Here is a 24,270-nt window from a genome sequence, read left to right as displayed (position 1 = left end):
CGCTCAGCGCGCCCGCCGAGCCGCCGCCAATCGGACGATGTCGACGCGCGAGCGGATGCCCAGCTTGCGGTAGACCCGGGTCAGGGTCGCCTCCACCGTCTTCACGCTGATGAACAGCCGGCCCGCGATCTCCCGGTTGGTGGCGCCCTCCATGACCAGCGCGGCGACCTGACGCTCCATCGCGGCCAGCGCGTCCAGCCCGGCCGGTGCCTGCGGCGCGGCCGGTGCCGGTTCCGGTCCGGGCGCGGTGAGGACTTCGTCCACCTGGCGCAGCCAGGGCAGCGCCCGGCAGCGCCGGAACATCCGGGTGGCCTCGTCGAACGCCGCCGGACCGGGGCGCGGGCCGGGCAGCCGGGCCAGCGCGAACGCGGCCCGCGCCTCCTCCAGGCCGTAGCCCAGCTTGCCGAGCCGGTCCTGAGCGGACGTCAACTGGGCGACGGCGGCCTCCAGGTCGCCCCGGGCGGCGCGCACCAGCGCCTCGGACCGGTCCAGCACGGCGAGGACGCTCTCGCGGCCGAGCCGCAGCGCGTGCTCCCGGCCGGCGTCGACGACGTCCTGCGCCTCGGCCGTCTCACCGGTGCGGACCAGTGCCTCGGCGAGGTCGCCCTGCCAGCGGCCGCGGGCCGGGTCGGTGATGCCGAGCCCCAGCTCCAGGCTGCGCACCCGGCGCAGCGAGCGCACCGTGCCCGCCGGGTCCCCGGCCACCAGCTGGGCGTACCCGAGGGCGCCCAGGGCCCGGGAGAGGTACATCTGGTCGCCGTCCTCCTCGGCGTGCTGCACGGCCTCCCGGGCGAGCGCCAGCGCCCGTTCGACATCGCCGCCGGAGGCCTCCGCGAGCGAGGTGAGCATCGCCGAGGCGGTCTCGCCGATGCCCGAGTCCCGGGCGAGCCGCAGGCTGTCGCGGGCCAGGTCCAGGGCGCGCCCGCAGTGTCCGGCGCGCAGCTCGGTCTCGGCGAGCCCGCGCAGGAAGTGCACCTCGCTCTCCACCGAGCCGCGCCGGCGGACCTCGCGCAGCAGCGCGGTGACCGTGGCCCGGGCCTCGGCGAGCTGGTCGCCCATGACCAGCCAGCGGAACCGGGCGCTGCCCGCGCCGTTGTGGTGCCAGGCCACCCGGGGGTCCTGGGGCTCTTGCAGGGCCCGCTTGATGGTGCGGGGTGCCTCCGGATGGCCCATCAGGGTCTCGGTCTGCGCCTGGAAGGCGAGGGCGAGCAGCTCGGTGCGCCGGTCCTTGCCGCACGCGGCCAGCTCGGCGGCGTGCGCGGCGGCCTGCCGGGCCTCGGTGAAGTCGCCCTCCACGATCAGCGCCCGCCAGGCCAGCTGGTAGTGGACCAGGGCGAGCAGCCGCGGGTCGTCGCCGGCGTCGGCGAGGGCCTGCGGGAAGACGGCGTCGACCTCGGCCATGGTGTGGCCGGCGGTGTCGATCACGATGATCCAGGCCCGCACCCGGTCGGCGGGCACGGTGGCCCGGCTGAGCACCTCCCGGGCGATGTCCCGGGCGAGGTCGACCTCGCCCGCGGTGATCGCGTCCTCGGCGGCGGCGAGCCGGCGCTCCTGGGGGCTCGGACCGCCGCCGGCCGGGGTGCGCCGGGCGGCGAGCAGGCCGAGCTGGGCGGCGACCGAGGGCGCTCCGCGGTCCCGGGCGAGCGTGGCGGCCTCGGCCAGCCGGGCGGCCACCTCCGCGTCGGTGCCGGTGGTGGCGAGGGCCAGGTGCCGGGCCCGTTCTATCGGGTCGGAGGCGGCGGTGGACAGCGCCGCGTGCGCGGCCCGGCGTTCGTGCACGGGCGCCTCCGCGTACAGCGCGGCCGAGATCAGCGGGTGCGCGAACCGTACGGCCGGGGCGTCGGGCTCGGTGGCCAGCAGCCCCAGTTCGGCGGCCTGGGCGCACTCGGCCTCGGCGTTCTCCCGGCCGGCCGCGTGCAGCAGCGCCGGGGTGGGGCGGGCGCCGGCGCTGGCCACCAGCAGGGTGCGGCGGGCCTCCACCGAGAGCATGTCCAGCCGGCTGAGGACCAGGGCGCGCAGCGAGGTCGGCACGGGCAGCGGCTCGCCGGGCCGGGGCGGGGTGGGGCTGTCGGCGAGGGCGCGGCCCAGCTCCAGCGCGAACAGCGGGTTGCCGCCGCTGGTGCGGTGGATCTCGCGGACGGTGGAGCGGGGCAGGCCGCCGTGGCCGCGGTGGCCGAGCAACTGGGCGACCTGGGCGCGGGAGAGCGGGCCGAGCCGGATCGCGCGGGTGCCCGGCGGACAGGCCCGGAGCTGACGGTCGTACTCCTGGCTTTGCGGGCCCTCCGTGCGCACCGCGCACAGCAGTTGCACCGGGGTGCCCTCCAGGCGCCGGGCGGCGAAGCCGAGGAGTTCGGCGCTGGCCGGATCCAGCCACTGGAGGTCGTCGGCGACGACCAGGACCGGGCCGTGCGCGGCGAGCGCGCGCAGCGCGGAGAGCACCGCCAGGCGCAGCGCGAGGCCGTCGCGCTGGAGGCTGGACTCGCCGCGGCCGGTGAGCGCCGACTCCAGGGCGGTGCGCTGGGCGGCGGGCAGCCGGGGCGCGACCTCGTCGAGGACCAGGCCGAGGAGATCGGCGAGGGCGAGGAACGGAAGGTGGGATTCGGACTCGGTCGCCGAGCAGCGCAAGACGGTGCGCGCGGTGGGGGCGTATTCCTCGGCCAATGCCCGCAGGACGGTGGATTTCCCTATTCCGGCCGGTCCGTGGAGCAGCACACTGCCGCCGGTGGCGAGTTGCCCACGGGCGCCGGCGAACAACTCCTCGCGGCCGATGACCAGGTCGGGGCGGCAACTGGCAGGCTCCTGGAAGTCCCGTCGCACGGTCACCGCTCCCCTCCTGTGTCGTGTCCGGGCCAAATTCTAGGCAACGATCCTCGAAATTCGGACGGAAGCCGTGGTGAGGGAAATAACAAACGGTCAAAGCAGAGGGAAATGCACAGCGACACCGGAGGAATGCACAGGTTTCCCGCCGCCTTCGCGTCACGGCAGCAGGCCCGCCCTGCGGGCCGCGGTCACCGCCTCCCCTCGGGTGCGCGCGCCCAGCTTCCGCATCGCCGCACGCAGATAGCCCTTGACCGTCTCCGGGCCGATGCCCAGCCGCTCGGCCACCGCCGCGTTGGTGGCCCCGGCCGCCACCCAGGACAGCACGTCCAGCTCGCGTGGCGCCAGGGTCACGCCCCCGGCTCGTGGCGGCGTGGTCAGCAGCCCGCACGCCGCCAGCAGTTCGCCCCGCAGCGCCGGGTCGGCGATCCGCGGCGCCAGCGCCCGCAGCGCCGCGTGCGCCTCCCGCACCTGCTCCCACGCGGCACCCCGGCCGCTGTCCGGCGGCTGCGGACCGGCCGCCGCCAGCAGCCGCCGCCCCTCGTCCCGCACCACCAGCGCCTGTTCCACGTCCCGCGCCGCCGCCACCGCCGCGCCCAGCACGCGGTCGCCGAGCGGCTCGGCCGAGCGCAGCGCGCCGTACAGCACTCCGCGCACCCGCCGCCGCACCACCACCGGCACCGCGAGCACCGCGCGGATGCCCTCGGCGGCCACCGGTACGTCGTACTCGTGGCTGATCTGCCGGGAGCTGGAGTAGTCGGTCACCGCGCACGGCCGGCCCAGCGCCACCGCCTTGCCGCCCAGCCCGCTGCCGGCGGTCACCGCGAGCGAGCGCAGCGCGGCCGTGGTCGTGCCGCTCAGCTCGCTGATGCGCACCCGCGGCCGGCCGGGCTCCACCAGGCCGCCGAAGGCGACGGGCAGCCCTGTCGCGCGCCGCAGCCGGGCCAGTGCGCCGCCGATCTCCACCGCCTCCGCCGCGTCTGCCGTCACCTCGTCCGTCCCTCCGGTCGTCCACACCCCCGTTCGGGGGTAGTGAGACCTGCATCACGGATTAGACGATGCCAGAGAGCCGCCCGGCAATGGTCCGGTTCCGGCGCGGAGCGCCCGGCGGGACCGAGCACACGGTCCCCGGCAAGCCCGGACGAGCCCAGAGACACACGCGTGGAGGACATGGATGACGGCGACCGAGACGTTCCGCACCGCCCGGGACTTCCTGCTGGCCCACCGCGAGGACTACGCCACCGCCAGCGCGGGCTTCCGCTGGCCGCGGCCCGGGCACTTCAACTGGGCGCTGGACTGGTTCGACGTGATCGCCGCCGGCAACGACCGCACCGCGCTGCACATCGTCGAGGAGGACGGTTCCGAGACCCGGCTGTCGTTCGCGGAGCTGTCCGAACGCTCCAACCGGGTGGCGCGGTGGCTGCGCGAACGCGGCGTCGGACCCGAGGACCGGATCCTGGTCATGCTCGGCAACCAGGCCGAGCTGTGGGAGACCGCGCTGGCCGCGATGAAGCTGCGCGCGGTCGTCATCCCGGCCACCCCGCTGCTCGGCCCGGCCGACCTCGCCGACCGGGTGGAGCGGGGCCGGGTGAAGCACGTCGTCGCCCGGGCCCAGGACGCCGCCAAGTTCGCCGAGGTGCCCGGCACCTACACCCGGACCTGCGTCGGCGGCCTGCCCGAGGAGGGCTGGGAGCCGTACGAGGACGCCTACGCGGCCCCCGCCGACTTCGTCCCGGACGGACCGACCCTGGCCGACGACCCGCTGCTGCTCTACTTCACCTCCGGCACGACGGCCCGCCCCAAGCTGGTGGAGCACACCCACACCTCGTACCCGATCGGCCATCTGGCCACCATGTACTGGATCGGTCTCACCCCCGGCGACGTGCACCTGAACATCTCCTCGCCCGGCTGGGCCAAGCACGCCTGGTCCAACCTGTTCGCCCCGTGGAACGCCGAGGCGACCGTCTTCCTGTTCAACTACACCCGCTTCGACGCCGTCCGGCTGATGGCCGAGATGGACCGCGCCGGCGTCACCACCTTCTGCGCCCCGCCGACGGTGTGGCGGATGCTCATCCAGGCCGACCTCGGCCGGCTCCAGAACCCGCCCCGCGAGGCCGTGGCCGCCGGCGAACCGCTCAACCCCGAGGTCATCGAACGGGTCCGGCAGGCCTGGGGCGTCACCGTCCGGGACGGTTTCGGCCAGACCGAGACCGCCGTGCAGGTCTCCAACAGCCCCGGCCAGCCGCTGAAGACCGGCTCCATGGGCCGCCCCAGCCCCGGCTTCCGGGTGGAACTGCTCGACCCGGTCTCCGGCGCGCCGGGCGTCACCGAGGGGGAGATCGCCCTCGACCTGGCCGAGCGCCCGGTCGGCCTGATGACCGGCTACCACGGCGACCCGGACCGCACGGCACAGGCCATGGCGGGCGGTTACTACCGCACGGGCGACATCGCGACCAGGGACGAGGACGGCTACCTCACCTACATCGGGCGCAGCGACGACGTGTTCAAGGCCTCGGACTACAAGGTGAGCCCGTTCGAGCTGGAGAGCGCGCTGCTGGAGCACGAGGCGGTGGCCGAGGCGGCCGTCGTGCCCGCCCCGGACCCGCTGCGGCTCGCCGTGCCCAAGGCGTACGTCGTGCTCGCCGAGGGCTGGGAGCCCGGACCCGGCACCGCGAAGGCCCTCTTCGAGCACTCCCGCGCGGTGCTCGCCCCGTACAAGCGCATCCGCCGGCTGGAGTTCGCGGCCCTGCCCAAGACCGTGTCCGGCAAGATCCGCCGGATCGAGCTGCGCGAGGCCACGGCCGCCGGCTCGCCGGACGAGTACCGCGAGGAGGACTTCCGGTGACCGCGCAGCCCTCGTACGCCCACGGGACGGGCACCACCGCGCTGCTCGGCGACACCATCGGCGCCAGCCTGGACCGGGCCGTCGCCGCCTGGCCGGACCGCGAGGCGCTGGTCGACGTGGACTCGGGCCGGCGCTGGACGTACGCCGCGTTCGCCGCCGACGTCGACCGGCTGGCGCGCGCCCTGCTGGCGAGCGGTGTCGCCAAGGGCGACCGGGTGGGCATCTGGGCGGTCAACTGCCCCGAGTGGGTGCTCGTCCAGTACGCCACCGCGCGCATCGGCGCCGTCATGGTGAACATCAACCCGGCGTACCGCACCCACGAGGTCGGCTACGTCCTGCGGCAGGCCGGCGTCCGCTTCCTCTTCGCCTCGCTGCGCCACAAGTCGAGCGACTACCGCGCGATGGCCGAGGAAGTGCGGGGCGGGTGCCCCGAGTTGCACGAGATCGTCTACTTCGGCGACCCGGGCTGGGAGGCGCTGCTCGGGCGCGGGACCGGCGACGCCGTGTTCCCGGAGCTGTCCTGCGACGACCCCATCAACATCCAGTACACCTCGGGCACGACGGGCTTCCCCAAGGGCGCCACCCTCTCCCACCACAACATCCTCAACAACGGTTACTTCGTGGGGGAGTCGATCGCCTACACCGAGCAGGACAGGATCTGTCTGCCCGTCCCGTTCTACCACTGCTTCGGCATGGTCATGGGCAATCTGGCCGCCACCTCCCACGGCGCCTGCATCGTCATCCCGGCGCCCTCCTTCGACCCGGCGGCCACCCTGGCGGCGGTCCAGCGGGAGCGGTGCACGTCCCTGTACGGCGTGCCGACCATGTTCATCGCGGAGCTGAACCTCCCGGACTTCGCCGACTACGACCTGTCCTCCCTGCGCACCGGCATCATGGCGGGCTCGCCCTGCCCGGTGGAGGTGATGAAGCGGGTCGTCGCCGAGATGCACATGGAGCAGGTCTCCATCTGCTACGGCATGACGGAGACGTCACCGGTGTCCTTGCAGACGCGGATCGAGGACGACCTGGAGCACCGCACCGCCACCGTCGGCCGGGTCCTGCCCCACCTGGAGGTGAAGATCGTCGATCCGGCCACCGGGATCACGGTGCCGCGCGGCACGGCGGGGGAACTGTGCACGCGGGGCTACAGCGTGATGCTCGGCTACTGGAACGAGCCGGACAAGACCGCCGAGGCGGTCGACGCGGGCCGCTGGATGCACACCGGGGACCTGGCGGTGATGCGCGAGGACGGGTACGTCGAGATCGCCGGCCGGATCAAGGACATGATCATCCGGGGCGGTGAGAACGTCTACCCGCGCGAGATCGAGGAGTTCCTGCACGCCCACCCGGCGGTCCGGGACGTCCAGGTCGTCGGGGTGCCGCACGAGCGGTACGGCGAGGAGGTGCTCGCCTGCGTCATCCCGAGCGACCCCGCGCGGCCGCCCACCCTGGAGGAGCTGCGGGCCTTCTGTGCCGGCCGGCTCGCGCACTACAAGATCCCCAGCCGGCTCCGGCTGCTGGACTCCTTCCCGATGACGGTCTCCGGGAAGGTGCGCAAGGTCGAACTGCGGGAGACCTACGGCGGCTGACACCTCCTGCTCCCGTACGGGCCCCGGGCGAGCGACGCGCTCCCCGGGGCCCGTCCGCGTCCGCCCGCTCTTGACGGTCTCCGCCCGCCCCCCTACATTGCTTCCAGATAGTAGAAGTTAAGTTCCGCGATACGGAAAAAGTCGCGGAGAGTGATCCGGGAGAAGTGCTCACCGCGGGGCGCGACGGGAGTACCCCCTCCGAGAGGCCGAAGCAGGAGTACTCGATGGCTCGTATGACCGCTGCCCGTGCGGCAGTTGAGATCCTCAAGCGCGAGGGCGTCACCGACGCCTTCGGCGTGCCGGGCGCGGCGATCAACCCGTTCTACAAGGCCCTCCAGGAGGGCGGCGGCATCCACCACACCCTGGCCCGCCATGTCGAGGGCGCCTCCCACATGGCCGAGGGCTACACCCGTACCAAGCCGGGCAACATCGGTGTCTGCATCGGCACCTCGGGTCCGGCCGGCACCGACATGATCACCGGCCTGTACTCCGCCATCGGCGACTCGGTCCCGATCCTGTGCATCACGGGCCAGGCGCCGACGCACGTCATCCACAAGGAGGACTTCCAGGCCGTCGACATCGCCTCGATCGCCAAGCCGGTCACGAAGATGGCGGTCACCGTGCTGGAGGCCGCCCAGGTCCCCGGCGTCTTCCAGCAGGCCTTCCACCTGATGCGCTCCGGCCGTCCCGGCCCGGTCCTGATCGACCTGCCGATCGACGTCCAGCTCACCGAGATCGAGTTCGACCCGGAGACGTACGAGCCGCTGCCGGTCTACAAGCCCACCGCGACCCGCGCCCAGATCGAGAAGGCCCTCACCTTCCTGCTCGCCTCCGAGCGCCCGGTCATCGTCGCCGGCGGCGGCGTCATCGGCGCCGACGCGGCCGGCCTGCTGGTGGAGTTCGCCGAGCTGACCCAGACCCCGGTCGTCCCGACGCTGATGGGCTGGGGCGCGCTGCCCGACGACCACGAGCTGAACGCCGGCATGGTCGGCGTGCAGACCTCGCACCGGTACGGCAACGCCAACTTCCTGGAGTCCGACTTCGTCCTCGGTATCGGCAACCGCTGGGCCAACCGCCACACCGGCTACAAGCTGGACGTCTACCGCGAGGGCCGCACCTTCGTCCACGTCGACATCGAGCCCACCCAGATCGGCAAGATCTTCCCGCCGGACTACGGTGTCGTCTCCGACGCGAAGGCCGCCCTGGAGCTGTTCATCGAGGTGGCCAGGGAACTCAAGGCCGCGGGCCGGCTGCCCGACCGCGGCGCCTGGGTGTCCGCCACCCAGGAGCGCAAGGCCACCCTGCTGCGCCGTACGCACTTCGACGACGTGCCGATGAAGCCGCAGCGCGTGTACGAGGAGATGAACAAGGCCTTCGGCCCCGAGACGCGCTACGTCACCACGATCGGCCTCTCCCAGATCGCCGGCGCGCAGATGCTGCACGTCTACAAGCCGCGCCACTGGATCAACTGCGGCCAGGCCGGCCCGCTCGGCTGGACCATCCCGGCCGCGATCGGCGTCGCCAAGGCCGACCCGGACTCCCCGGTCGTCGCGCTCTCCGGCGACTACGACTTCCAGTTCCTCATCGAGGAACTCGCGGTCGCCGCCCAGCACCGCATCCCCTACGTCCACGTCCTGGTGAACAACGCCTACCTGGGCCTGATCCGCCAGGCGCAGATCGGCCTGGACATCAACTTCCAGGTCAACCTGGAGTTCGAGAACATCAACACTCCGGAGATCGGCGTCTACGGCGTGGACCACGTCAAGGTCGCCGAGGGCCTGGGCTGCAAGGCGATCCGGGTCACCGAGCCGGACCAGCTCGGCGCCGCCTTCGAGCAGGCGAAGAAGCTGGCCGCGGAGTACCGGGTGCCGGTCGTCGTCGAGGCGATCCTGGAGCGGATCACCAACATCTCCATGAGCCGCACCATGGACATCAGCGACATCTCCGAGTTCGAGGACCTGGCCACCGAGCCCGGCCACGCGCCGACCTCGATCAAGCCGCTGAAGGTCTGACCCGGCCGGGTGGTCCGGCACGGTTCCGGACCACCCGGCACAGCCAGGGGCGGCCCGCCCGGGGGGAGGGGCCGCCCCTTCGCCACACCCGCGCGGACCGGCCCCCTCAGTCGAACCCGCCGCCTCCGTATCCGCCGCCGTGGTCGTGACCGCCGTACCCGCCGCCGTGGTCGTATCCGCCGCTCCCGGTCGCACGGTCGCCGGCGTCCCAGCCGGCCGGGCCCGCCAGGTAGTCCGCGCCGTCGTCGTCCTCGTCGTGCACGTAACCCGAGAGCAGGCGGTGGCCGTCGCCGCGGGCGGACGGGAAGCGGTCCCCGTCCGCGAGCCCGCCCCGGCCGGTGAGCCCGGCCCGGCGGGCGAAGCACGGTACGAGAACGGTCAGCGCCCGCTCGCCGTACAGCGCGACCGCGAGCAGCGTCTCCTCCTCCGACAGACCGCCGGGACCCGTGGGCAACGGCCGGCACGCGCGCAGCCCGGCCAGTGCGCGGCGGGCCGCGCGGGTGCGGCGGGGCGGCAGCGTCCGCAGCAGACCCCGCACGGCCAGCTCGGCCCGCATCCGGGTCAGGGCCCGCCGCACCACCGCCCGGCCGGGCAGCTCCCCCGGGCCGGCGGGCCGGTAGAGGCCGGTGCGGACCGCCTTCTCCAGCGGATGCCCGAGCGGAGCGGCACCGCCCGTCGCGGTCTTGCGCAGCGTGCCCGGCCGGCCCGCCTCCACCGCGCCGCGCAGGTGCAGCGCGAGCACGGCGACGGTCACGGCGGCGCGGTCACCGCCCCGCAGCAGCGCGACCGCACACGGGTCCAGCGGCAGCGGACACGACGTCGTACGGCCCATGAGACACCCCCGTGCGGGGCCCGCCACCCCCGTGCCGGCGGGCCCCGTCTGCCGTGATCTGCCCGCCCGCGAGGCCGCCGAAGCGTCAGCGGCGCTTGTCAGAGCTTGATTTGAGGATTGCGTAGCCCGGCTACGACCCCTGCCGTACGCGGCGCCTGCCCGCCCGTGCGCCCTACAGCTCGTGCTCGGACAGCCCCGGCCAGTCGTCCGGGCCGCCGCCCTGCCATTCGATCAGGTCGTCCTCCTCCACCTCGATCCGGTCGAGGTCGGCCAGCCGCAGGATCTCCACCACGTCGTCCAGGTGCGAGGCGACCCCCAGCGTCACGTCCCCCTCGGTCACCCGCCGGGAACCGTCCAGGGCCGGGGAGTGAACGACGACGTGCGGATGCCGAATCGGATTGCCCATGCCTTCAGCGTGCTGCGAACGAGGTGCTCCCGCACGTCGACGGCGACTGCCGGACCCGGCGTGCACACTGGCGACGCCTGCCTGCGGGAGCACCCCGGGGCGAGCGCGGCGGAAGCGCTGGAGCACTTCCGGGCCAGGCGGGAGGACACCGCCTTCCTGCGGGTGCCGGAGGACCGGCCGGGGCGCTATGTGATACCTCGCGGTACGGCCGAGATCTCGGTGTGGCTGGAGCGCCTGCTGCGCAGCGGCCGTATCGAGGTGGAGGACCCGGCCCGGGAAGCCCGCCGGATCGCCGCTTCCCCCGAGGCGCTCGCCCTGCTCGCCGCGGACACCGACGGCCGCCTGCTGCTCCGGGCGGTCGACCTGCGGCGCCGCACCGAGAGCCTCAAGGCGCTGCGGGCCGTGGCCGAGGACCCCACGGCGACGGAGCGGGATCTCCAGCGGGCGCTGGAAGGCAGTCACTGGATCTTCGCCGGCCGGTTCGTCGGCGAGGCCCCTCTCGTCGGACTCGAGCCGGCCGTGCGCCTTCCGTCTCCGTCGGTCAAACGGCACCGCGAAACTGCTGGACAATGCCGAACGCTCCCTCGCCGCGGATATCGAGGCGGCGTAGGGAGCGTTCTGTGGTGGTGGCCGTCCGGCGGCGCGAGGCCGGGCGCGACAGGTCGTTCGCGCCGCCGGACGGAGCGGGTGGCCTCCGGGAACGTGCCCGGAGGTGGGGCTGGGACCGCGGTGGGTGCGATGGAGCCGGCTGCCTTCCCTCAGGTCGAGAAGACGGGCCGGGTCTCCTTCACCACCGCACTGGCTCGCACGCCACCGCGGTCCTCGCCCTGCCCGCCGTACCAGGTGATCACCCCTCATCCGGATCACCCGGTGGCGGCGGCGTTCGCGTCCGGGGCACGACCTCCCCGTCACGTCCCGGACGCAGTCTGTGGGCCTACTCCTCGCGCAGGGCGCGGACCGCCTCCGCCACACGCTTGCCGTACTCGGGGTCGGCGGCGTGGAAGTGGGCGAGATTCCGCTCGATCACGTCGTCGCGGGAGACCTGCGACAGGCCGCCGGCGATGTTCGCGACCAGGCGGGACTTCTCCTCCTTCGTCATCAGCCGGTACAGCTCGCCGGCCTGGAAGAAGTCGTCGTCCTTGGTGTGCAGCGGAGCCACGTGGCTGCCCGTGTGACCGGCCACCGGGAGCGGGGCCGACAGCGGGCGGCCGGTCTCCACCGGGCCGTCGTAGGAGTTCGGCTCGTAGTTCTTGGCGTGGCGGCCCTGGCCGTTGACCGCCATGAGCCCGTCCCGGCCGTAGTTCCGGGCGCCGCCCGGGACCGCCTTCGGGGCGTTCACGGCGAGCAGGGTGTGGTTGACGCCGAGGCGGTAGCGGTGGGCGTCCGCGTAGGCGAACAGCCGGCCCTGGAGCATCTTGTCCGGGGACGGGCCGATGCCGGGCACGAAGTTGTTCGGGGAGAACGCGGCCTGCTCGACCTCGGCGAACACGTTGTCCGGGTTGCGGTCGAGGACCAGGCGGCCCACGCGCTGGAGCGGGTAGTCCTTGTGCGGCCAGACCTTGGTCAGGTCGAACGGGTTGAAGCGGTAGTCCGCCGCCTCGGCCGCCGGCATGATCTGCACGTAGAGCGTCCAGGACGGGTGCACGCCCCGCTCGATCGCCTGGAGCAGGTCGGTCTGGTGCGAGTTGGGGTCCTTGCCCGCCAGCTCCTGCGCCTGCTCGGCGGACAGGCAGCGGATGCCCTGGTTGGTCTTGAAGTGGTACTTGACGTAGAAGGCCTCGCCCCGGTCGTTCGTCCACTGGTAGGTGTGCGAGCCGAAGCCGTCCATGTGGCGGTACGACGCCGGGATGCCGCGGTCGCCCATGAGCCAGGTCACCTGGTGCGTGGCCTCGGGGGAGTGGCCCCAGAAGTCCCAGACGTTGTCCGGCTCCTGCCGGCCGGTGAACGGGTCCCGCTTCTGCGAGTGGATGAAGTCGGGGAACTTGATCGGGTCCTTGATGAAGAACACCGGGGTGTTGTTGCCGACGAGGTCGTAGTTGCCCTCCTCGGTGTAGAACTTCACCGCGAAACCGCGCGGGTCACGGACCGCGTCGGCACCGCCGAGGGAGTCGGCGACCGTGGAGAAGCGCACGAACACCTCGGTGCGCTTGCCGACCGCGGCGAGGAAGTCGGCGTGGGTGAACCCGGTGACGTCGTCGGTCACCTCGAAGTGGCCGTACGCCCCCGAGCCGCGGGCGTGCACGACACGCTCCGGGATCCGCTCGCGGTTGAAGCGCGCGAGCTTTTCCAGGAGGTGCTGGTCCTGGATCAGGAGCGGGCCGCCGACGCCGGCGGAGGCGGAGTTCTGGTTGTCGGCGACCGGTGCGCCGGACTCTGTCGTGAGCACGCGCTTCGACATCGTGGACCTTCCGTGCGGGTGTCAGCGGAAACCTGTTTCCGCTTCGTGGAGCCTAGAAGTGGGGCGATCTGAGCGTCAACAGTTTGTTGAAGGTGATTCCGGGACGCGGCGCCGCCTGGGCGCGACAGGACAGGTGTCGGCGGCGCCGCGTCCCGGAAGCCGGGGGTGTCGTCAGACCTGGGCGCCGGACAGGCGCTCCACGGCCCGCAGCAGGGCCGAGTGGTCCAGGCCGCCGTCGCCCTGGGCGCGCAGGCTGGCGACCAGTTGGGCGACCACGGCGCCGACCGGCAGGGCCGCGCCGACGTTGCGCGCGGCGTCGGTGACGATGCCCATGTCCTTGTGGTGCAGGTCGATGCGGAAGCCCGGCTTGAAGTCGCGCTGGAGGAAGTTGTCCTTCTTGCGCGCCAGCACGGTGGAGCCGGCCAGGCCGCCGCCGAGGACGTCCAGCGCGGCCGCCAGGTCCACGCCCGACTTCTCCAGGAAGACCACGGCCTCGGCGCACGCCTGGATGTTCACGGCGACGATCAGCTGGTTGGCGGCCTTCACGGTCTGCCCCGAGCCGTGCGGACCGCACAGCACGATGGTCTTGCCGAGCGCCTCGAAGACCGGCTTGGCCTCGTCGAAGTCGGCCTGCTCGCCGCCGACCATGATGGACAGGACCGCCTCGACGGCGCCCGCCTCACCGCCGGAGACCGGGGCGTCCAGCACCCGGATGCCCTTGTCCTGGGCGGCGGCGGCCAGGTCGACGGAGGTCTGCGGGGTGATCGAGGACATGTCGATCAGCAGGGCGCCTCGCCGGGCGTTCTCCAGGATGCCCTCGGGGCCGTAGGCGATGGCCTCGACCTGCGGGGAGGCGGGCACCATCGTGATGATCACGTCGGCGTCCCGGACGGCCTCGGCGATCGAGCCGGCGACGGCGCCGCCGGCGGCGGCCAGCCGGTCCAGCTTCTCCTGCTCCAGGGTGTAGCCGGTGACGTGGTAACCGGCCTTGACCAGGTTCTCGGACATGGGGGAGCCCATGATGCCGAGGCCGATCCAGGCGATCTTGGGAAGGGTGTTGCTCATCGGTGCCTCTCTGACTGCTCTGTGACGTCGGGGGGTTCAGCGAGCGGCGCGCGCTTCGCGCGGGAGCCAGCCGAAGGCCTCGGTGCTCGGGCGGTCGCCCGGCTTGTACTCCAGGCCGACCCAGCCGTCGTAACCGGCCTTCCGCAGCCGGCCGAGCAGCTCCTCCAGCGGGAGCGACCCCGTCCCCGGGGCGCCGCGGCCGGGGTTGTCGGCGATCTGCACGTGCCCGGTCTTCGCCGCGTACGCCTCGATCACCGCCGGCAGGTCCTCGCCGTTCATCGACAGGTGGTACAGGTCCAGCAGGAACCTGGCGTTGCCGAGTCCCGTGGCCGCGTTCACCTTGTCCACGACCTCCACCGCGGCCGGCGCCGACACCAGCGGGTACAGCGGTGACTCGGGCTTGTTCAGCGCCTCGATCAGCAGGACCGCGCCGATCCGGTCGGCCGCCCGGGCCGCGAGGACCAGGTTCTCCAGGGCGAGCGCGTCCTGCTCGGCCGGGTCCACGCCCTCGACGCGGTTGCCGTACAGCGCGTTGAGCGCCGTGCAGCCGAGGGAGGCCGCGAAGTCCGCGGCCACGTCGATGTTGGCGCGGAACCTCTCCGACTCCTCGCCCGGGACGGACAGGGCGCCGCGGTCCGGGCCCGGCAGCCGTCCGGCGTAGAAGTTCAGTCCGGTGAGCCGGACTCCCGCGTCCTCGATCGCCGTCTTCAGGGCGTCCAGCTCGGACCGGGGCGGGGTGGGCGAGTCGATCCAGGGCCACCACAGCTCGACCGCGGAGAAGCCGGCCGCGGCGGCGGCCGCGGGACGCTCCAGGAGCGGGAGTTCCGTGAAGAGGATCGACAGGTTGACGTTGAAGCGCTGGTCTGTGAATCCCATTCGGGCCGCGCTCCCTTCCGTGGTCGTAATTCCGTAATGCGGAAGTTCGTTTCTGCGTAATGGAAGATTGCCGTCGTGTGTCGCCGCTTGTCAAGAGGCGCCGGCCGGGCAGTCGGTCCGGGCCCCGGTCCAAGCCCCGGCCGGGGAGGTGGGCCGGGGTCCGTCCGGGGCTGCCCGGGCGGCCGCCGGGCGCGTTAGGTTGAGGCCGTGCGATTGAGAGTGGAGTTCACGACCGAACCCTTCGACCTGGACGAGGCGCCCGCGCACGCCCTGGTGGCGCGCGAGGTCATCGAGACCGCCGGGCTGGACGCCGTCGACGTCGGCCCCTTCGGCAACACGGCCGAGGGCGGCGCCGACCGCGTGCTCACCGCGGTGGACGCGCTGCTGCGCAGGGCCCTGCGGGCCGGCGCCACCCGGGTCTCGCTCCAGGTCAACGTCCTCGACGGCCCGGGTGCCGGCGACCATGGCGGCCCGGATGCCGGGGACCGCGGCGACGAGGCCGGGGAGGGCGGTAGATGACCGGGGACGGGCCCTTCATCGCGGCCGTGAAGCCGCTGGTCGACGCCATGGGCGGGACGATGCTCCCGCCCGACGAGGCCGGACCCGAGGACGTCGTGCTCGCCTGGGAGGGCGCCGACGTCGTCGCCGTACGCCTGCCCCAGCTCGCCGACTCCCTCGATCACATCCTGGCCGCCATGGAGCGCAAGGAGGGCCGGCCGCTGGCCGATCTGGACCGCAAGGCCAAGCAGGAGGTCGTCCGGATCCTGGAGGCGCGCGGCGCGTTCGCCGTGCGGCACGGCGTGGAGACGGTGGCGGGCGCGCTCGGCGTCAGCCGCTTCACGGTCTACAACTACCTCAACCGGGAGAAGGGCGCCTGACCGGCCCTGACACGGGAGTTGACGTGCCGCGGGAGCCCGTCCCCCTTGTTACGCGGAATTTTCAACAAAGTGTTGACGTGATGTTTCCGAGGGCGTTAGCTATCGGCAGCCCGTTCAGCACGATGGCCCACCGCGGCCACGGAGGCTCCCGTGACTTCGACTTCCACGCCCCCGGGCCTGGCCCGGTTCAACGATCTGGAGGAGCGCGCCGCCCTCGCCGCCCTCCACGAGGCGTGCGCCTCCACCGAGTGGGCCCGGCGACTGCTCGCCGCCCGCCCCTACGCCACTCCGGAGGACCTCTACACCGCCAGTGACGCGGCCATGGCCGAGCTGACCGCCGCGGACCTCGCGGAGGCGATGGCCGGCCACCCGCCGATCGGGCGCCCCCGGCCCGGCGACCCGACCTCCGCCCGCGAACAGCGCGGCATGGCCGGCGCCTCCGACCGGCTCAAGGCCGAGATGCTCGAACTCAACCTGGCCTACCAGGAGAGGTTCGGCCATGTCTTCCTCATCTGCGCCACCGGCCGGACCGGCGAGCAGATGCGCGACGCGGTCCGGGAGCGGATCGGGAACACGCCGGAACGGGAGCGCGAGATCGTCCGCACCGAGCTGGGCAAGATCAACCGCATCCGACTGGCCCGACTCGTCGAAGAGGACGCCTGACACCATGAGCACCAGCACCACCGCCTCCGTGTCCACGCACATCCTGGACACCTCGCTCGGCCGCCCCGCCGAGGGCGTCGCCGTCCACCTCTCCGCCCGGTCCGGGCAGGGCGGGGACTGGCAGGCGCTCGGCGGCTCCGCGACCGACGCCGACGGCCGGTGCAAGGACCTGCCGGCGCTGCCGGAGGGGACCACACACGTGCGGCTGGACTTCGCCGTCGAGCCGTACTTCGCGAACAAGCAAGCCGATGCGCAGCAGGACGCCCCCGCGAATCGGGACAGCGGGCGCGGCGTGTTCTTCCCGGAGGTGGCGATCACGTTCGCCGTCGTACCGGGCGAGCACTACCACGTACCGCTGCTGCTCAACCCGTTCGGCTACTCCGTTTACCGAGGGAGCTAGCTACATGCCGACCATCCTGGGACAGAACCAGTACGGCAAGGCCGAGAACCGAGTCGTCAAGATCACGCGGGACGGCGCCACCCATCACATCAAGGACCTGAACGTGTCCGTGGCGCTGAGCGGCGACATGGAGGAGGTCCACTACTCGGGCTCCAACGCCAACGTCCTGCCGACCGACACCACCAAGAACACGGTGTTCGCGTTCGCCAAGGAATACGGCATCGAGTCCGCCGAGCAGTTCGGCATCCACCTCGCCCGGCACTTCGTCACCAGCCAGGAACCCATCCACCAGGCGCGCATCCGCATCGAGGAGTACTCCTGGGAGCGGATCGAGACCTCCGACGCCAACAGCAGGTTCATCGGCGCCGACGACGTCAAGCACTCCTTCGTCCGCAAGGGCCAGGAGACCCGCCTCACCCAGATCACCTACGACGGTGAGAAGTGGGAGGTGATCTCCGGCCTGAAGGACCTGGTCGTGATGAACTCGACCAACTCCGAGTTCTGGGGCTACGTCAAGGACAAGTACACCACCCTCCAGGAGGCGTACGACCGGATCCTCGCCACCCAGGTCTCCAGCCGGTGGCGGTTCAACTGGACCGACGACGAGCAGAAGATGCCCCACTGGGAGAAGTCCTACGAGCAGGTGAAGAAGCACATGCTCCAGGCCTTCGCCGAGACCTACTCCCTCTCGCTCCAGCAGACGCTGTACCAGATGGGCTCGCGCATCATCAACAACCGCAGCGAGATCGACGAGGTCCGCTTCTCGCTGCCGAACAAGCACCACTTCCTGGTCGACCTGGAACCGTTCGGACTGAAGAACGACAACGAGGTCTACTTCGCCGCCGACCGCCCCTACGGCCTCATCGAGGCCACCATCCTGCGGGACGGCTGTGCGGCCCTTATCCCGGTCGACATGACCAACCTCTGACGCGGGACGCGCGCCCCCGGCCCGGCCGTCCGGGCCGGGGGCCCGCCACACCGGAGGGAACACCATGGCACAGCCTGCAATGGAGCCGGCGAAAGGCTCCTGTTCCACCCCGCCGGTGCACACCGAGGACGCCGTCACGTCCGTGCACCCGGTGGACGAGAAGCTCCACGTCTCGCGGCTCGTCCCCGCCGCGCTCCAGCACATCGCCGCGATGTACGCGGGCGTTGTCACTCCTCCGCTCATCATCGGGCAGGCCTGCGGCCTCGACATCGCGGCCCGCACCCGGCTGATCGCCGCGAGCCTGCTCATCGCCGGCATCGCGACCATCCTGCAGACCATCGGCGTCAAGGGCCTCGTCGGCAACCGGCTGCCCTTCGTCAACGCCGCCTCCTCCGCCGGCATCGCCCCCATCCTCGCCATCGCCGAGACCAACGGCAAAGGCCACCAACTCCCCGCCATCTACGGCGCGGTGATGGTCGCCGGCGCCTTCTGCCTGGCCCTCGGCCCGTTCTTCGGCCGGCTGCTGCGCTTCTTCCCGCCCCTGGTCACCGGCGTGGTCATCACCCTGATCGGCGTCACGCTGATGCCCGTCCCGGTGAGCTGGGCCCAGGGCGGCGACAAGGCCGCCGCGGACTTCGGCGCCATGCGGCACCTCGCGCTCGCCGGGTTCACCCTCGCCGTCATCCTGCTGATCCAGCGCTTCGGCAAGGGCTTCGTCCGGCAAGTCGCCCTGCTCTTCGGGCTGCTCGTCGGCACGCTCGCCGCGATGCCCTTCGGCATGGCCGACTTCAGCGGCCTGGAGTCCGCGCCGATCGCCGCGCTGCCCACCCCGTTCGCCTTCGGCGCCCCGGAGTTCCAGCCCGCGGCCATCCTCTCGCTGTGCATCGTGATGCTGGTGCTGATGACCGAGTCCAGCGCCGGCATGCTCGCCCTCGGCGAGATCTGCGACCGCCGCGCCGACGCCAGGACCATCACCCGCGGTCTGCGCACCGACGGCATCGCCACCCTCCTCGGACCCGTCTTCGGCGGCTTCCCCACCTCCGCCTTCGCGCAGAACGTCGGCGTCGTCTCCCTCACCCGGGTGCGCAGCCGGTACGTCGTCGCCGTCGCCGGCGCCAGTCTGCTCGTCCTCGGCGCCTTCCCGGTCCTCGGCGCGGTCGTCTCCCTGGTCCCCATGCCGGTGCTCGGCGGCGCCGGCATCGTCCTGTTCGGCTCCATCGCCGTCAGCGGCATCCGCACGCTCGCCGAAGCGGGCCTGGACGACAGCTCCAACATCATCCTGGTGGCCGTGGCGCTCGGCGCCGGCATCATCCCGCTGGCCGCGCCCACCTTCTACGCCGGCTTCCCGGCGTGGGCGCAGACCGTCCTCGGCTCCGGCATCAGCGCGGGCGCGCTCGTCGCGGTCCTGCTGAACCTGTTCTTCCACCATCTCGGCACCCGGAGCGGCCAGCCCGCCCCGGCACTCAAATCCTCCTAGGGTCCTGCCGTGCCCTCCCCGTGGACACGCCTTCCGTCCACGGGTCGCCACCAGAAGAGAAGGAAGCACGATGGCACCATCGGCAGCCCAGCGCATCGTCATCGAGAACTGCGCCATCGCGACCGTGGACGCGGGCGACACCGAGTACGCCTCCGGGCACCTCGTCCTCGCCGGCAACCGCATCGAGTCGGTCGGCGCGGGCGAGGCCCCCGAGGGCCTGGAGAACGTGGTGCGCCGGATCGACGGACGCGGGCACCTGGCCACACCCGGACTGGTCAACACCCACCACCACTTCTACCAGTGGATCACCCGGGGCCTGGCCACCGACCACAACCTGTTCGACTGGCTGGTCGCGCTGTACCCGACCTGGGCGCGGATCGACGAGCGGATGACGTACGCGGCGGCGCAGGGCTCCCTGGCCATGATGGCCCGGGGCGGAGTCACCACCGCCATGGACCACCACTACGTCTACCCGCGCGGCTGCGGCGACCTGTCCGGCTCGATCATCCGGGCCGCCGCCGAGACGGGCGTCCGCTTCACGCTGGCCCGCGGCTCGATGGACCGCGGCGAGAAGGACGGCGGGCTGCCGCCGGACTTCGCCGTCGAGACGCTGGAGGGCGCCCTCACCGCGACCGAGGAGACCGTCAGGAAACACCACGACGCCTCCTTCGACGCCATGACCCAGGTCGCCGTCGCGCCCTGCTCGCCGTTCTCCGTCTCCACCGAACTCATGCGCGAGGGCGCCGCGCTGGCCCGCCGGCTGGGCGTACGGCTGCACACCCACGGCTCGGAGACGGTGCAGGAGGAGAAGTTCTGCCACGAGCTGTTCGGCATGGGCCCCACCGACTACTTCGAGTCCACGGGCTGGCTCGGTGCGGACGTGTGGATGGCGCACTGCGTCCACATGAACGACTCCGACATCGCGGCCTTCGCCCGCACGAAGACCGGTGTCGCCCACTGCCCCTCGTCCAACGCCCGTCTCGCCGCCGGCATCGCCCGCGTCCCCGACATGCTGCAGGCGGGCGTCCCGGTCGGTCTCGGCGTCGACGGCACCGCCTCCAACGAGTCCGGCGAACTCCACACCGAACTGCGCAACGCCCTGCTGATCAACCGGCTCGGCGCCCACCGCGAAGCCGCGCTGGGTGCCCGGCAGGCGCTGCGGCTCGGCACCCACGGCGGTGCCCAGGTCCTCGGCCGGGCCGAACAGATCGGCTCGCTGGAGCCGGGCAAGCTGGCCGACGTGGTGCTCTGGAAGATGGACACGCTCGCCCACGCCTCCATCGCCGACCCGGTGACCGCGCTGGTCTTCGGCGCGGCGGCCCCGGTCACCGCCTCCTTCGTGAACGGCCGGCAGATCGTCGAGAACGGCCGTCTGCTCACCGTCGACGAGGACGCCGTCGCCGTCAGCACCCGCGAGGAAGCCCGGCGCCTGGCCGGGATCGCCGCCCGGGGCTGATCCGGCACCGGCCGCCCACAGACTCCGGCCGGGAGGGACGGCTCCCGGCCGGGACCCGTGGATCCGAGCGGGATCCACGGCACGCCGTCTCCGGGCGCGCACCCGCGCGCCCGGAGCCGGTTCTCCCCACACCGCTCGCCCACCGCTCGATCGTCACCCCGTCACGGTCCCGCACGACCATGCACCACCTCCATGAAACCCACGTCGAGGTCCGACGTGTCACCCGCCCGGAGGAGCCGCCGTGGCCGCCCATCCAGTTGACGAAAAACTCCCCGCCCTCAAAATGGCGACCAGCGGTCTGCAGCACGTGGCCGCCATGTACGCCGGTGTCGTCGCCCCGCCGCTCATCGTCGGCGCGGCGATCGGCCTGTCCGCCACCGAACTGACCTTCCTCACCGGCGCCTGCCTGTTCACGGCCGGCCTCGCCACCTTCCTCCAGACGCTCGGCTTCTGGAAGATCGGCGCCCGGCTGCCCTTCGTCAACGGCGTCACCTTCGCCGGTGTCGCCCCCATGACCGCGATCGTCGCCTCCACCGAGGACAAGTCCGACGCCCTGCCGGTCATCTTCGGCGCGGTCATCGTCGCCGGACTCCTCGGCTTCCTCGCCGCCCCGGTCTTCTGCAAGGCGGTCCGCTTCTTCCCGCCGGTCGTCACCGGCTCCGTCATCACCCTGATCGGCGTCTCCCTGCTGCCCGTCGCGTTCGGCTGGGCCCAGGGACCCGACCCGCGGGCCGGCGACTACGGTTCGACCACCTACCTCACCCTCGCCGGCGCCACCCTGCTGATCGTCCTGCTGCTGCGCCGCTTCACCCGCGGTTTCGTCAAGCAGATCGCCGTCCTGATCGGCCTGGTCGCGGGCACCCTCCTCGCGATCCCGTTCGGCGTCACGGACTTCGGCCCGGTCGCCGACGCCGCCGTGGTCGGCTTCCCCACGCCGTTCCACTTCGGCGCCCCGCAGTTCCGGCTCGCCGCGATCCTGTCCCTCTGTGTCGTCATGGTCGTCTCGATGACCGAGTCGACCGCCGACATGCTGGCGCTCGGCGAGATCGTCGAACGTCCCGCCGACGAGAAGACCATCGCGGCCGGCCTGCGCGCCGACACTCTCGGCTCCGCGCTCAGCCCGCTGTTCAACGGCTTCATGTGCAGCGCCTTCGCCCAGAACATCGGCCTGGTCGCGATGACGCGGGTGCGCAGCCGCTACGTCGTGGCGACCGGCGGCGGCTTCCTGGTCCTGATGGGCCTGTGTCCGATGGCCGCCTCGCTGATCGCGGTCGTGCCCCGCCCGGTCCTCGGCGGCGCCGGCATCGTGCTGTTCGGCTCGGTCGCCGCGAGCGGCATCCAGACCCTGGTCCGGGCCGGCCTGGACCGGGACAACAACGTCCTGATCGTGGCCGTGTCCCTCGCGGTCGGCATCATCCCGATCACCGCGCCGGAGTTCTACCACTCCTTCCCGGAGACCGCGAAGATCGTCCTGGACTCGGGCATCTCCACGGGCTGCGTCACCGCCGTGGTGCTCAACCTCCTCTTCAACCACCTCGGCAAGGGCCGGGACGCCCAGGACGTCACCCATCCCATGGAGGCGGGAGAGGAGATCGCCGCCGTCCGCTGACACCGCTCGCCGGGACGTGGCCGGCCGGGGGAGACGCACCGCGCCGTCACCCCCGGCCCGCTGCTCGACGCGCGGGCCTACAGGCCGAACAGGGCCGGGTCCGTGGCCAGTTCCTTGAGCACCGCCCGCGGGTCGGCGACCAGCCTGCGCCGGGCGAGGTCCATGATGCCGCCCACCGCGGTGACCTCGGCCGCCAGGGTGCCGTCGGTCTTGCGTATCTCCTGCCGGATGGAGAACGTCTTGCCCTCGCCCCACTCGAAGACGCAACTCACGTCGGTCTCGTCACCGGCGAGCAGTTCGCGCCGGAACCGGATGGTCGTCTCCAGCGCCACCGGCCCCACCCCCGCGCCGACCAGCCGGGCCTGGCTGATCCCGGCCGCCTGGAGCAGCGACCAGCGGGCGTGCTCCGCGTAGTTGAGGTACACCGACTGGTTGAGATGTCCCTGGGTGTCGGTCTCGTAACCGCGGACGGTCACCCGGACGGAAAACGGTTCGGCCACTGCTTGCCCTTCTCGCGTGTCTTCCTGAGATCGCCCGATCCTGGCACGCCGGTCAGGTCCGGCGCGGCGAGGCCAGCAGATAGCGGGCCCTCGTCCGGGGCTCGGTGTACTCGCCCGCCTGCCAGCCGGCCTCCTCCAGCGTGGCCGCGCACGCCGCCAGCGCCGGCGCGTCCGGCGCGTACACCGCGACCGCCTCCGGCTGCGGTGTCGCACGGACCCGGTAGCCGTCCGTGTCCCCGCCCGCCGGAGGGTGCCCGGCCGCCTCCAGCGCGAGCGCCGCGGCCCGCACCAGATGGGTCCGCTCCCAGCCGCACGGCCGGTCCGCGGCGCCGTCGGGATTGGTCATCCTGCGCAGCTCCAGCAGTCCCTGCCAGGCGCTGTGCACCTCGCGCCGCCGGGCCGGACCGGAGGCGGGCGGCTCCTCCTCGCCGCCGACGCGGGCCGCGAACACCCCGGTGTCCGGGGCGGACCGCACCGGCGGCGGCTCGGGCGCCGCCTCCCGGAGCCGGTGGCCCGCCGGGGTGAGGAAGTGGTCGTGCGGCGGCCGGGGGTGCCGGAAGGCGAGGCCGTGCCTCACCAGCGACGCGAGCTGGGCCGGCGTACCGCGCAGCCGCCCGGTCACCGGGTCGGCGGCTTCGAGCACGCGCCGCTGCGCGGCGGTCGGCGGTCGGGTCACGGGACGCTCCTTCCGGCACCGGGCACTTGGCGGACACCGTCGGTCGGACGGCTCCTTCGCAGCGTACGGCCCGGGTCTGACAACGCCCCGCGCGCGGGACGGGGCCACGTACCGGCCCGCGCGGGACGGGAGCCGCGTACCGGCTCGCGCGGGACGGGGGCCGCGTACCGGCTCGCGGGACAGGAGCCGCGTACCGGTCCGCGCGGTACGGGAGCCGCGTGCCGGCCGGTGCCCGCCGTCACTCCCCGGGCCGGATGTTCCAGCCCGTCACCACCGGCCGCCCGTGCTCGGTGCCGAGCCGGCCCAGCGCGCCCGTCGCCAACTGGAAGAGGGCTCCGTGCCGGGGCGGCAGGCCCAGGCGGCGGGCGGTGAGGACGCGCAGGAAGTGCCCGTGGGCGATCAGGAGGACGATGCCGTCGGTGTCGGCGAGGGCGGCGTCGGCCTTGGCGAGCACCCGGTCGGCGCGCTCGCCGACCTGCTCGGGGCTCTCGCCCGGATGGTCCGGCGGGCCGGGCGGGACACCGTCGGTGAACAGGAACCAGCCGGGCCGGCCGCGCTGGATCTCCGGTGTGGTGACGCCCTCGTACCCGCCGTAGTCCCACTCGCACAGGTCGGCGTCGACCCGCGCGTCCGGTACCCCGATGAGCCGGGCGGTCTCCCGGGCCCGCCGGAGCGGGCTGACGAAGGCCGCGCCGATGCGGTGCGGGCGGATCAGCGGGACCAGCCGGCGTGCCTCGTCCCGCCCGTGCTCGGTGAGCGGTACGTCGGTCCGGCCGGTGTGCCGTCCGGACCGCGACCACGCGGTCTCCCCGTGCCGGACGAGAAAGAGGTCACCCATGACGG

Annotated in this window: 21 protein-coding genes; 11 read left to right on the top strand and 10 right to left on the bottom strand. The window is 72.7% G+C overall.

Annotated features, from left to right (window positions below):
- Positions 1 to 3: 3 nt before the first annotated feature.
- On the bottom strand, positions 4 to 2,823 hold the full coding sequence (locus tag ACZ4SV_RS11435; protein WP_468003455.1) for an ATP-binding protein: 2,820 nt from the start codon (positions 2,821 to 2,823) through the stop codon (positions 4 to 6).
- A gap of 153 nt (positions 2,824 to 2,976) precedes the next feature.
- Complete coding sequence (locus ACZ4SV_RS11430; protein ID WP_365941572.1) at positions 2,977 to 3,807, bottom strand: helix-turn-helix transcriptional regulator; 831 nt, start codon at positions 3,805 to 3,807, stop codon at positions 2,977 to 2,979.
- 184 nt (positions 3,808 to 3,991) lie between these two features.
- Here ACZ4SV_RS11430 and ACZ4SV_RS11425 point away from each other — a divergent pair, with 184 nt between their 5' ends.
- The 3 genes from ACZ4SV_RS11425 (at position 3,992) to gcl (ending at position 9,263) form a co-directional block, all read left to right on the top strand.
- Positions 3,992 to 5,662 (top strand): AMP-binding protein, encoded by a 1,671-nt coding sequence (locus tag ACZ4SV_RS11425; RefSeq protein ID WP_365883446.1) that lies wholly within the window; start codon positions 3,992 to 3,994, stop codon positions 5,660 to 5,662.
- Positions 5,659 to 7,251: an AMP-binding protein gene (locus ACZ4SV_RS11420; protein WP_468003452.1), complete on the top strand. Its 1,593-nt coding sequence runs from the start codon at positions 5,659 to 5,661 to the stop codon at positions 7,249 to 7,251. Before ACZ4SV_RS11425 ends, ACZ4SV_RS11420 begins: the two co-directional genes overlap by 4 nt.
- Positions 7,252 to 7,475: 224 nt before the next feature.
- Positions 7,476 to 9,263 (top strand): glyoxylate carboligase, encoded by a 1,788-nt coding sequence (gene gcl / locus ACZ4SV_RS11415; RefSeq protein WP_468003450.1) that lies wholly within the window; start codon positions 7,476 to 7,478, stop codon positions 9,261 to 9,263.
- A gap of 106 nt (positions 9,264 to 9,369) precedes the next feature.
- Here the strand turns inward: gcl and ACZ4SV_RS11410 are convergent, their stop codons facing one another.
- From ACZ4SV_RS11410 to ACZ4SV_RS11390, 5 genes are all read right to left on the bottom strand, one after another.
- Entirely contained in the window at positions 9,370 to 10,095 is a 726-nt protein-coding gene (locus ACZ4SV_RS11410; RefSeq protein WP_468003448.1) for a DUF2207 domain-containing protein, read from the bottom strand.
- 172 nt (positions 10,096 to 10,267) lie between these two features.
- Positions 10,268 to 10,501: a hypothetical protein gene (locus tag ACZ4SV_RS11405; RefSeq protein ID WP_365884151.1), complete on the bottom strand. Its 234-nt coding sequence runs from the start codon at positions 10,499 to 10,501 to the stop codon at positions 10,268 to 10,270.
- 934 nt (positions 10,502 to 11,435) lie between these two features.
- Positions 11,436 to 12,899: a catalase gene (locus ACZ4SV_RS11400; RefSeq protein WP_468003446.1), complete on the bottom strand. Its 1,464-nt coding sequence runs from the start codon at positions 12,897 to 12,899 to the stop codon at positions 11,436 to 11,438.
- 171 nt (positions 12,900 to 13,070) lie between these two features.
- Positions 13,071 to 13,964 carry a 2-hydroxy-3-oxopropionate reductase gene (locus ACZ4SV_RS11395; RefSeq protein ID WP_365883297.1) on the bottom strand — a complete coding sequence of 298 codons (894 nt, stop codon included), beginning with the start codon at positions 13,962 to 13,964 and terminating at the stop codon, positions 13,071 to 13,073.
- Positions 13,965 to 14,000: 36 nt separating this feature from the next.
- Positions 14,001 to 14,840, bottom strand: a complete 840-nt coding sequence (locus ACZ4SV_RS11390) for a TIM barrel protein (RefSeq protein WP_468003443.1) — start codon at positions 14,838 to 14,840, stop codon at positions 14,001 to 14,003.
- 207 nt (positions 14,841 to 15,047) lie between these two features.
- Between ACZ4SV_RS11390 and ACZ4SV_RS11385 the strand changes: the two genes are divergently transcribed.
- The 8 genes from ACZ4SV_RS11385 to ACZ4SV_RS11350 all read left to right on the top strand — a co-directional run bounded on the left by ACZ4SV_RS11385 (position 15,048) and on the right by ACZ4SV_RS11350 (position 22,251).
- A complete protein-coding gene (locus ACZ4SV_RS11385; RefSeq protein WP_468003441.1) occupies positions 15,048 to 15,359 on the top strand; it encodes a YkoF family thiamine-binding protein in 312 nt (103 codons plus the stop codon).
- Complete coding sequence (locus ACZ4SV_RS11380) at positions 15,356 to 15,718, top strand: helix-turn-helix domain-containing protein (protein WP_397938906.1); 363 nt, start codon at positions 15,356 to 15,358, stop codon at positions 15,716 to 15,718. Before ACZ4SV_RS11385 ends, ACZ4SV_RS11380 begins: the two co-directional genes overlap by 4 nt.
- A gap of 150 nt (positions 15,719 to 15,868) precedes the next feature.
- Positions 15,869 to 16,381, top strand: coding sequence for a 2-oxo-4-hydroxy-4-carboxy-5-ureidoimidazoline decarboxylase (gene uraD, locus ACZ4SV_RS11375; RefSeq protein WP_365883301.1), 513 nt, complete (start codon positions 15,869 to 15,871; stop codon positions 16,379 to 16,381).
- Between the two features lie 4 nt (positions 16,382 to 16,385).
- Complete coding sequence (gene uraH / locus ACZ4SV_RS11370; protein ID WP_397938904.1) at positions 16,386 to 16,781, top strand: hydroxyisourate hydrolase; 396 nt, start codon at positions 16,386 to 16,388, stop codon at positions 16,779 to 16,781.
- Positions 16,782 to 16,785: 4 nt separating this feature from the next.
- Positions 16,786 to 17,709 carry a factor-independent urate hydroxylase gene (gene pucL, locus ACZ4SV_RS11365; RefSeq protein WP_397938902.1) on the top strand — a complete coding sequence of 308 codons (924 nt, stop codon included), beginning with the start codon at positions 16,786 to 16,788 and terminating at the stop codon, positions 17,707 to 17,709.
- Positions 17,710 to 17,773: 64 nt separating this feature from the next.
- On the top strand, positions 17,774 to 19,186 hold the full coding sequence (locus ACZ4SV_RS11360) for a nucleobase:cation symporter-2 family protein (protein ID WP_468003437.1): 1,413 nt from the start codon (positions 17,774 to 17,776) through the stop codon (positions 19,184 to 19,186).
- Between the two features lie 70 nt (positions 19,187 to 19,256).
- Entirely contained in the window at positions 19,257 to 20,642 is a 1,386-nt protein-coding gene (locus ACZ4SV_RS11355) for an 8-oxoguanine deaminase (protein WP_468003435.1), read from the top strand.
- 241 nt (positions 20,643 to 20,883) lie between these two features.
- Positions 20,884 to 22,251 (top strand): nucleobase:cation symporter-2 family protein, encoded by a 1,368-nt coding sequence (locus ACZ4SV_RS11350; RefSeq protein ID WP_365878826.1) that lies wholly within the window; start codon positions 20,884 to 20,886, stop codon positions 22,249 to 22,251.
- Positions 22,252 to 22,328: 77 nt separating this feature from the next.
- On the opposite strand, the gene ACZ4SV_RS11345 is transcribed toward ACZ4SV_RS11350, so the two are convergent.
- The 3 genes from ACZ4SV_RS11345 to ACZ4SV_RS11335 all read right to left on the bottom strand — a co-directional run bounded on the left by ACZ4SV_RS11345 (position 22,329) and on the right by ACZ4SV_RS11335 (position 24,265).
- Positions 22,329 to 22,751 carry an acyl-CoA thioesterase gene (locus tag ACZ4SV_RS11345; RefSeq protein WP_365878824.1) on the bottom strand — a complete coding sequence of 141 codons (423 nt, stop codon included), beginning with the start codon at positions 22,749 to 22,751 and terminating at the stop codon, positions 22,329 to 22,331.
- A gap of 52 nt (positions 22,752 to 22,803) precedes the next feature.
- The gene (locus ACZ4SV_RS11340; protein WP_397947957.1) at positions 22,804 to 23,427 is read right to left on the bottom strand and encodes a hypothetical protein; all 624 of its coding nucleotides are present in this window, start codon (positions 23,425 to 23,427) and stop codon (positions 22,804 to 22,806) included.
- 238 nt (positions 23,428 to 23,665) lie between these two features.
- Positions 23,666 to 24,265 carry a histidine phosphatase family protein gene (locus ACZ4SV_RS11335; RefSeq protein WP_365878820.1) on the bottom strand — a complete coding sequence of 200 codons (600 nt, stop codon included), beginning with the start codon at positions 24,263 to 24,265 and terminating at the stop codon, positions 23,666 to 23,668.
- Between the last annotated feature and the right edge of the window lie 5 nt (positions 24,266 to 24,270).

It is taken from the genome of Streptomyces sp. NPDC027672 (genome assembly GCF_055566335.1).
This window is presented reverse-complemented; position numbering and strand designations above follow the sequence as displayed.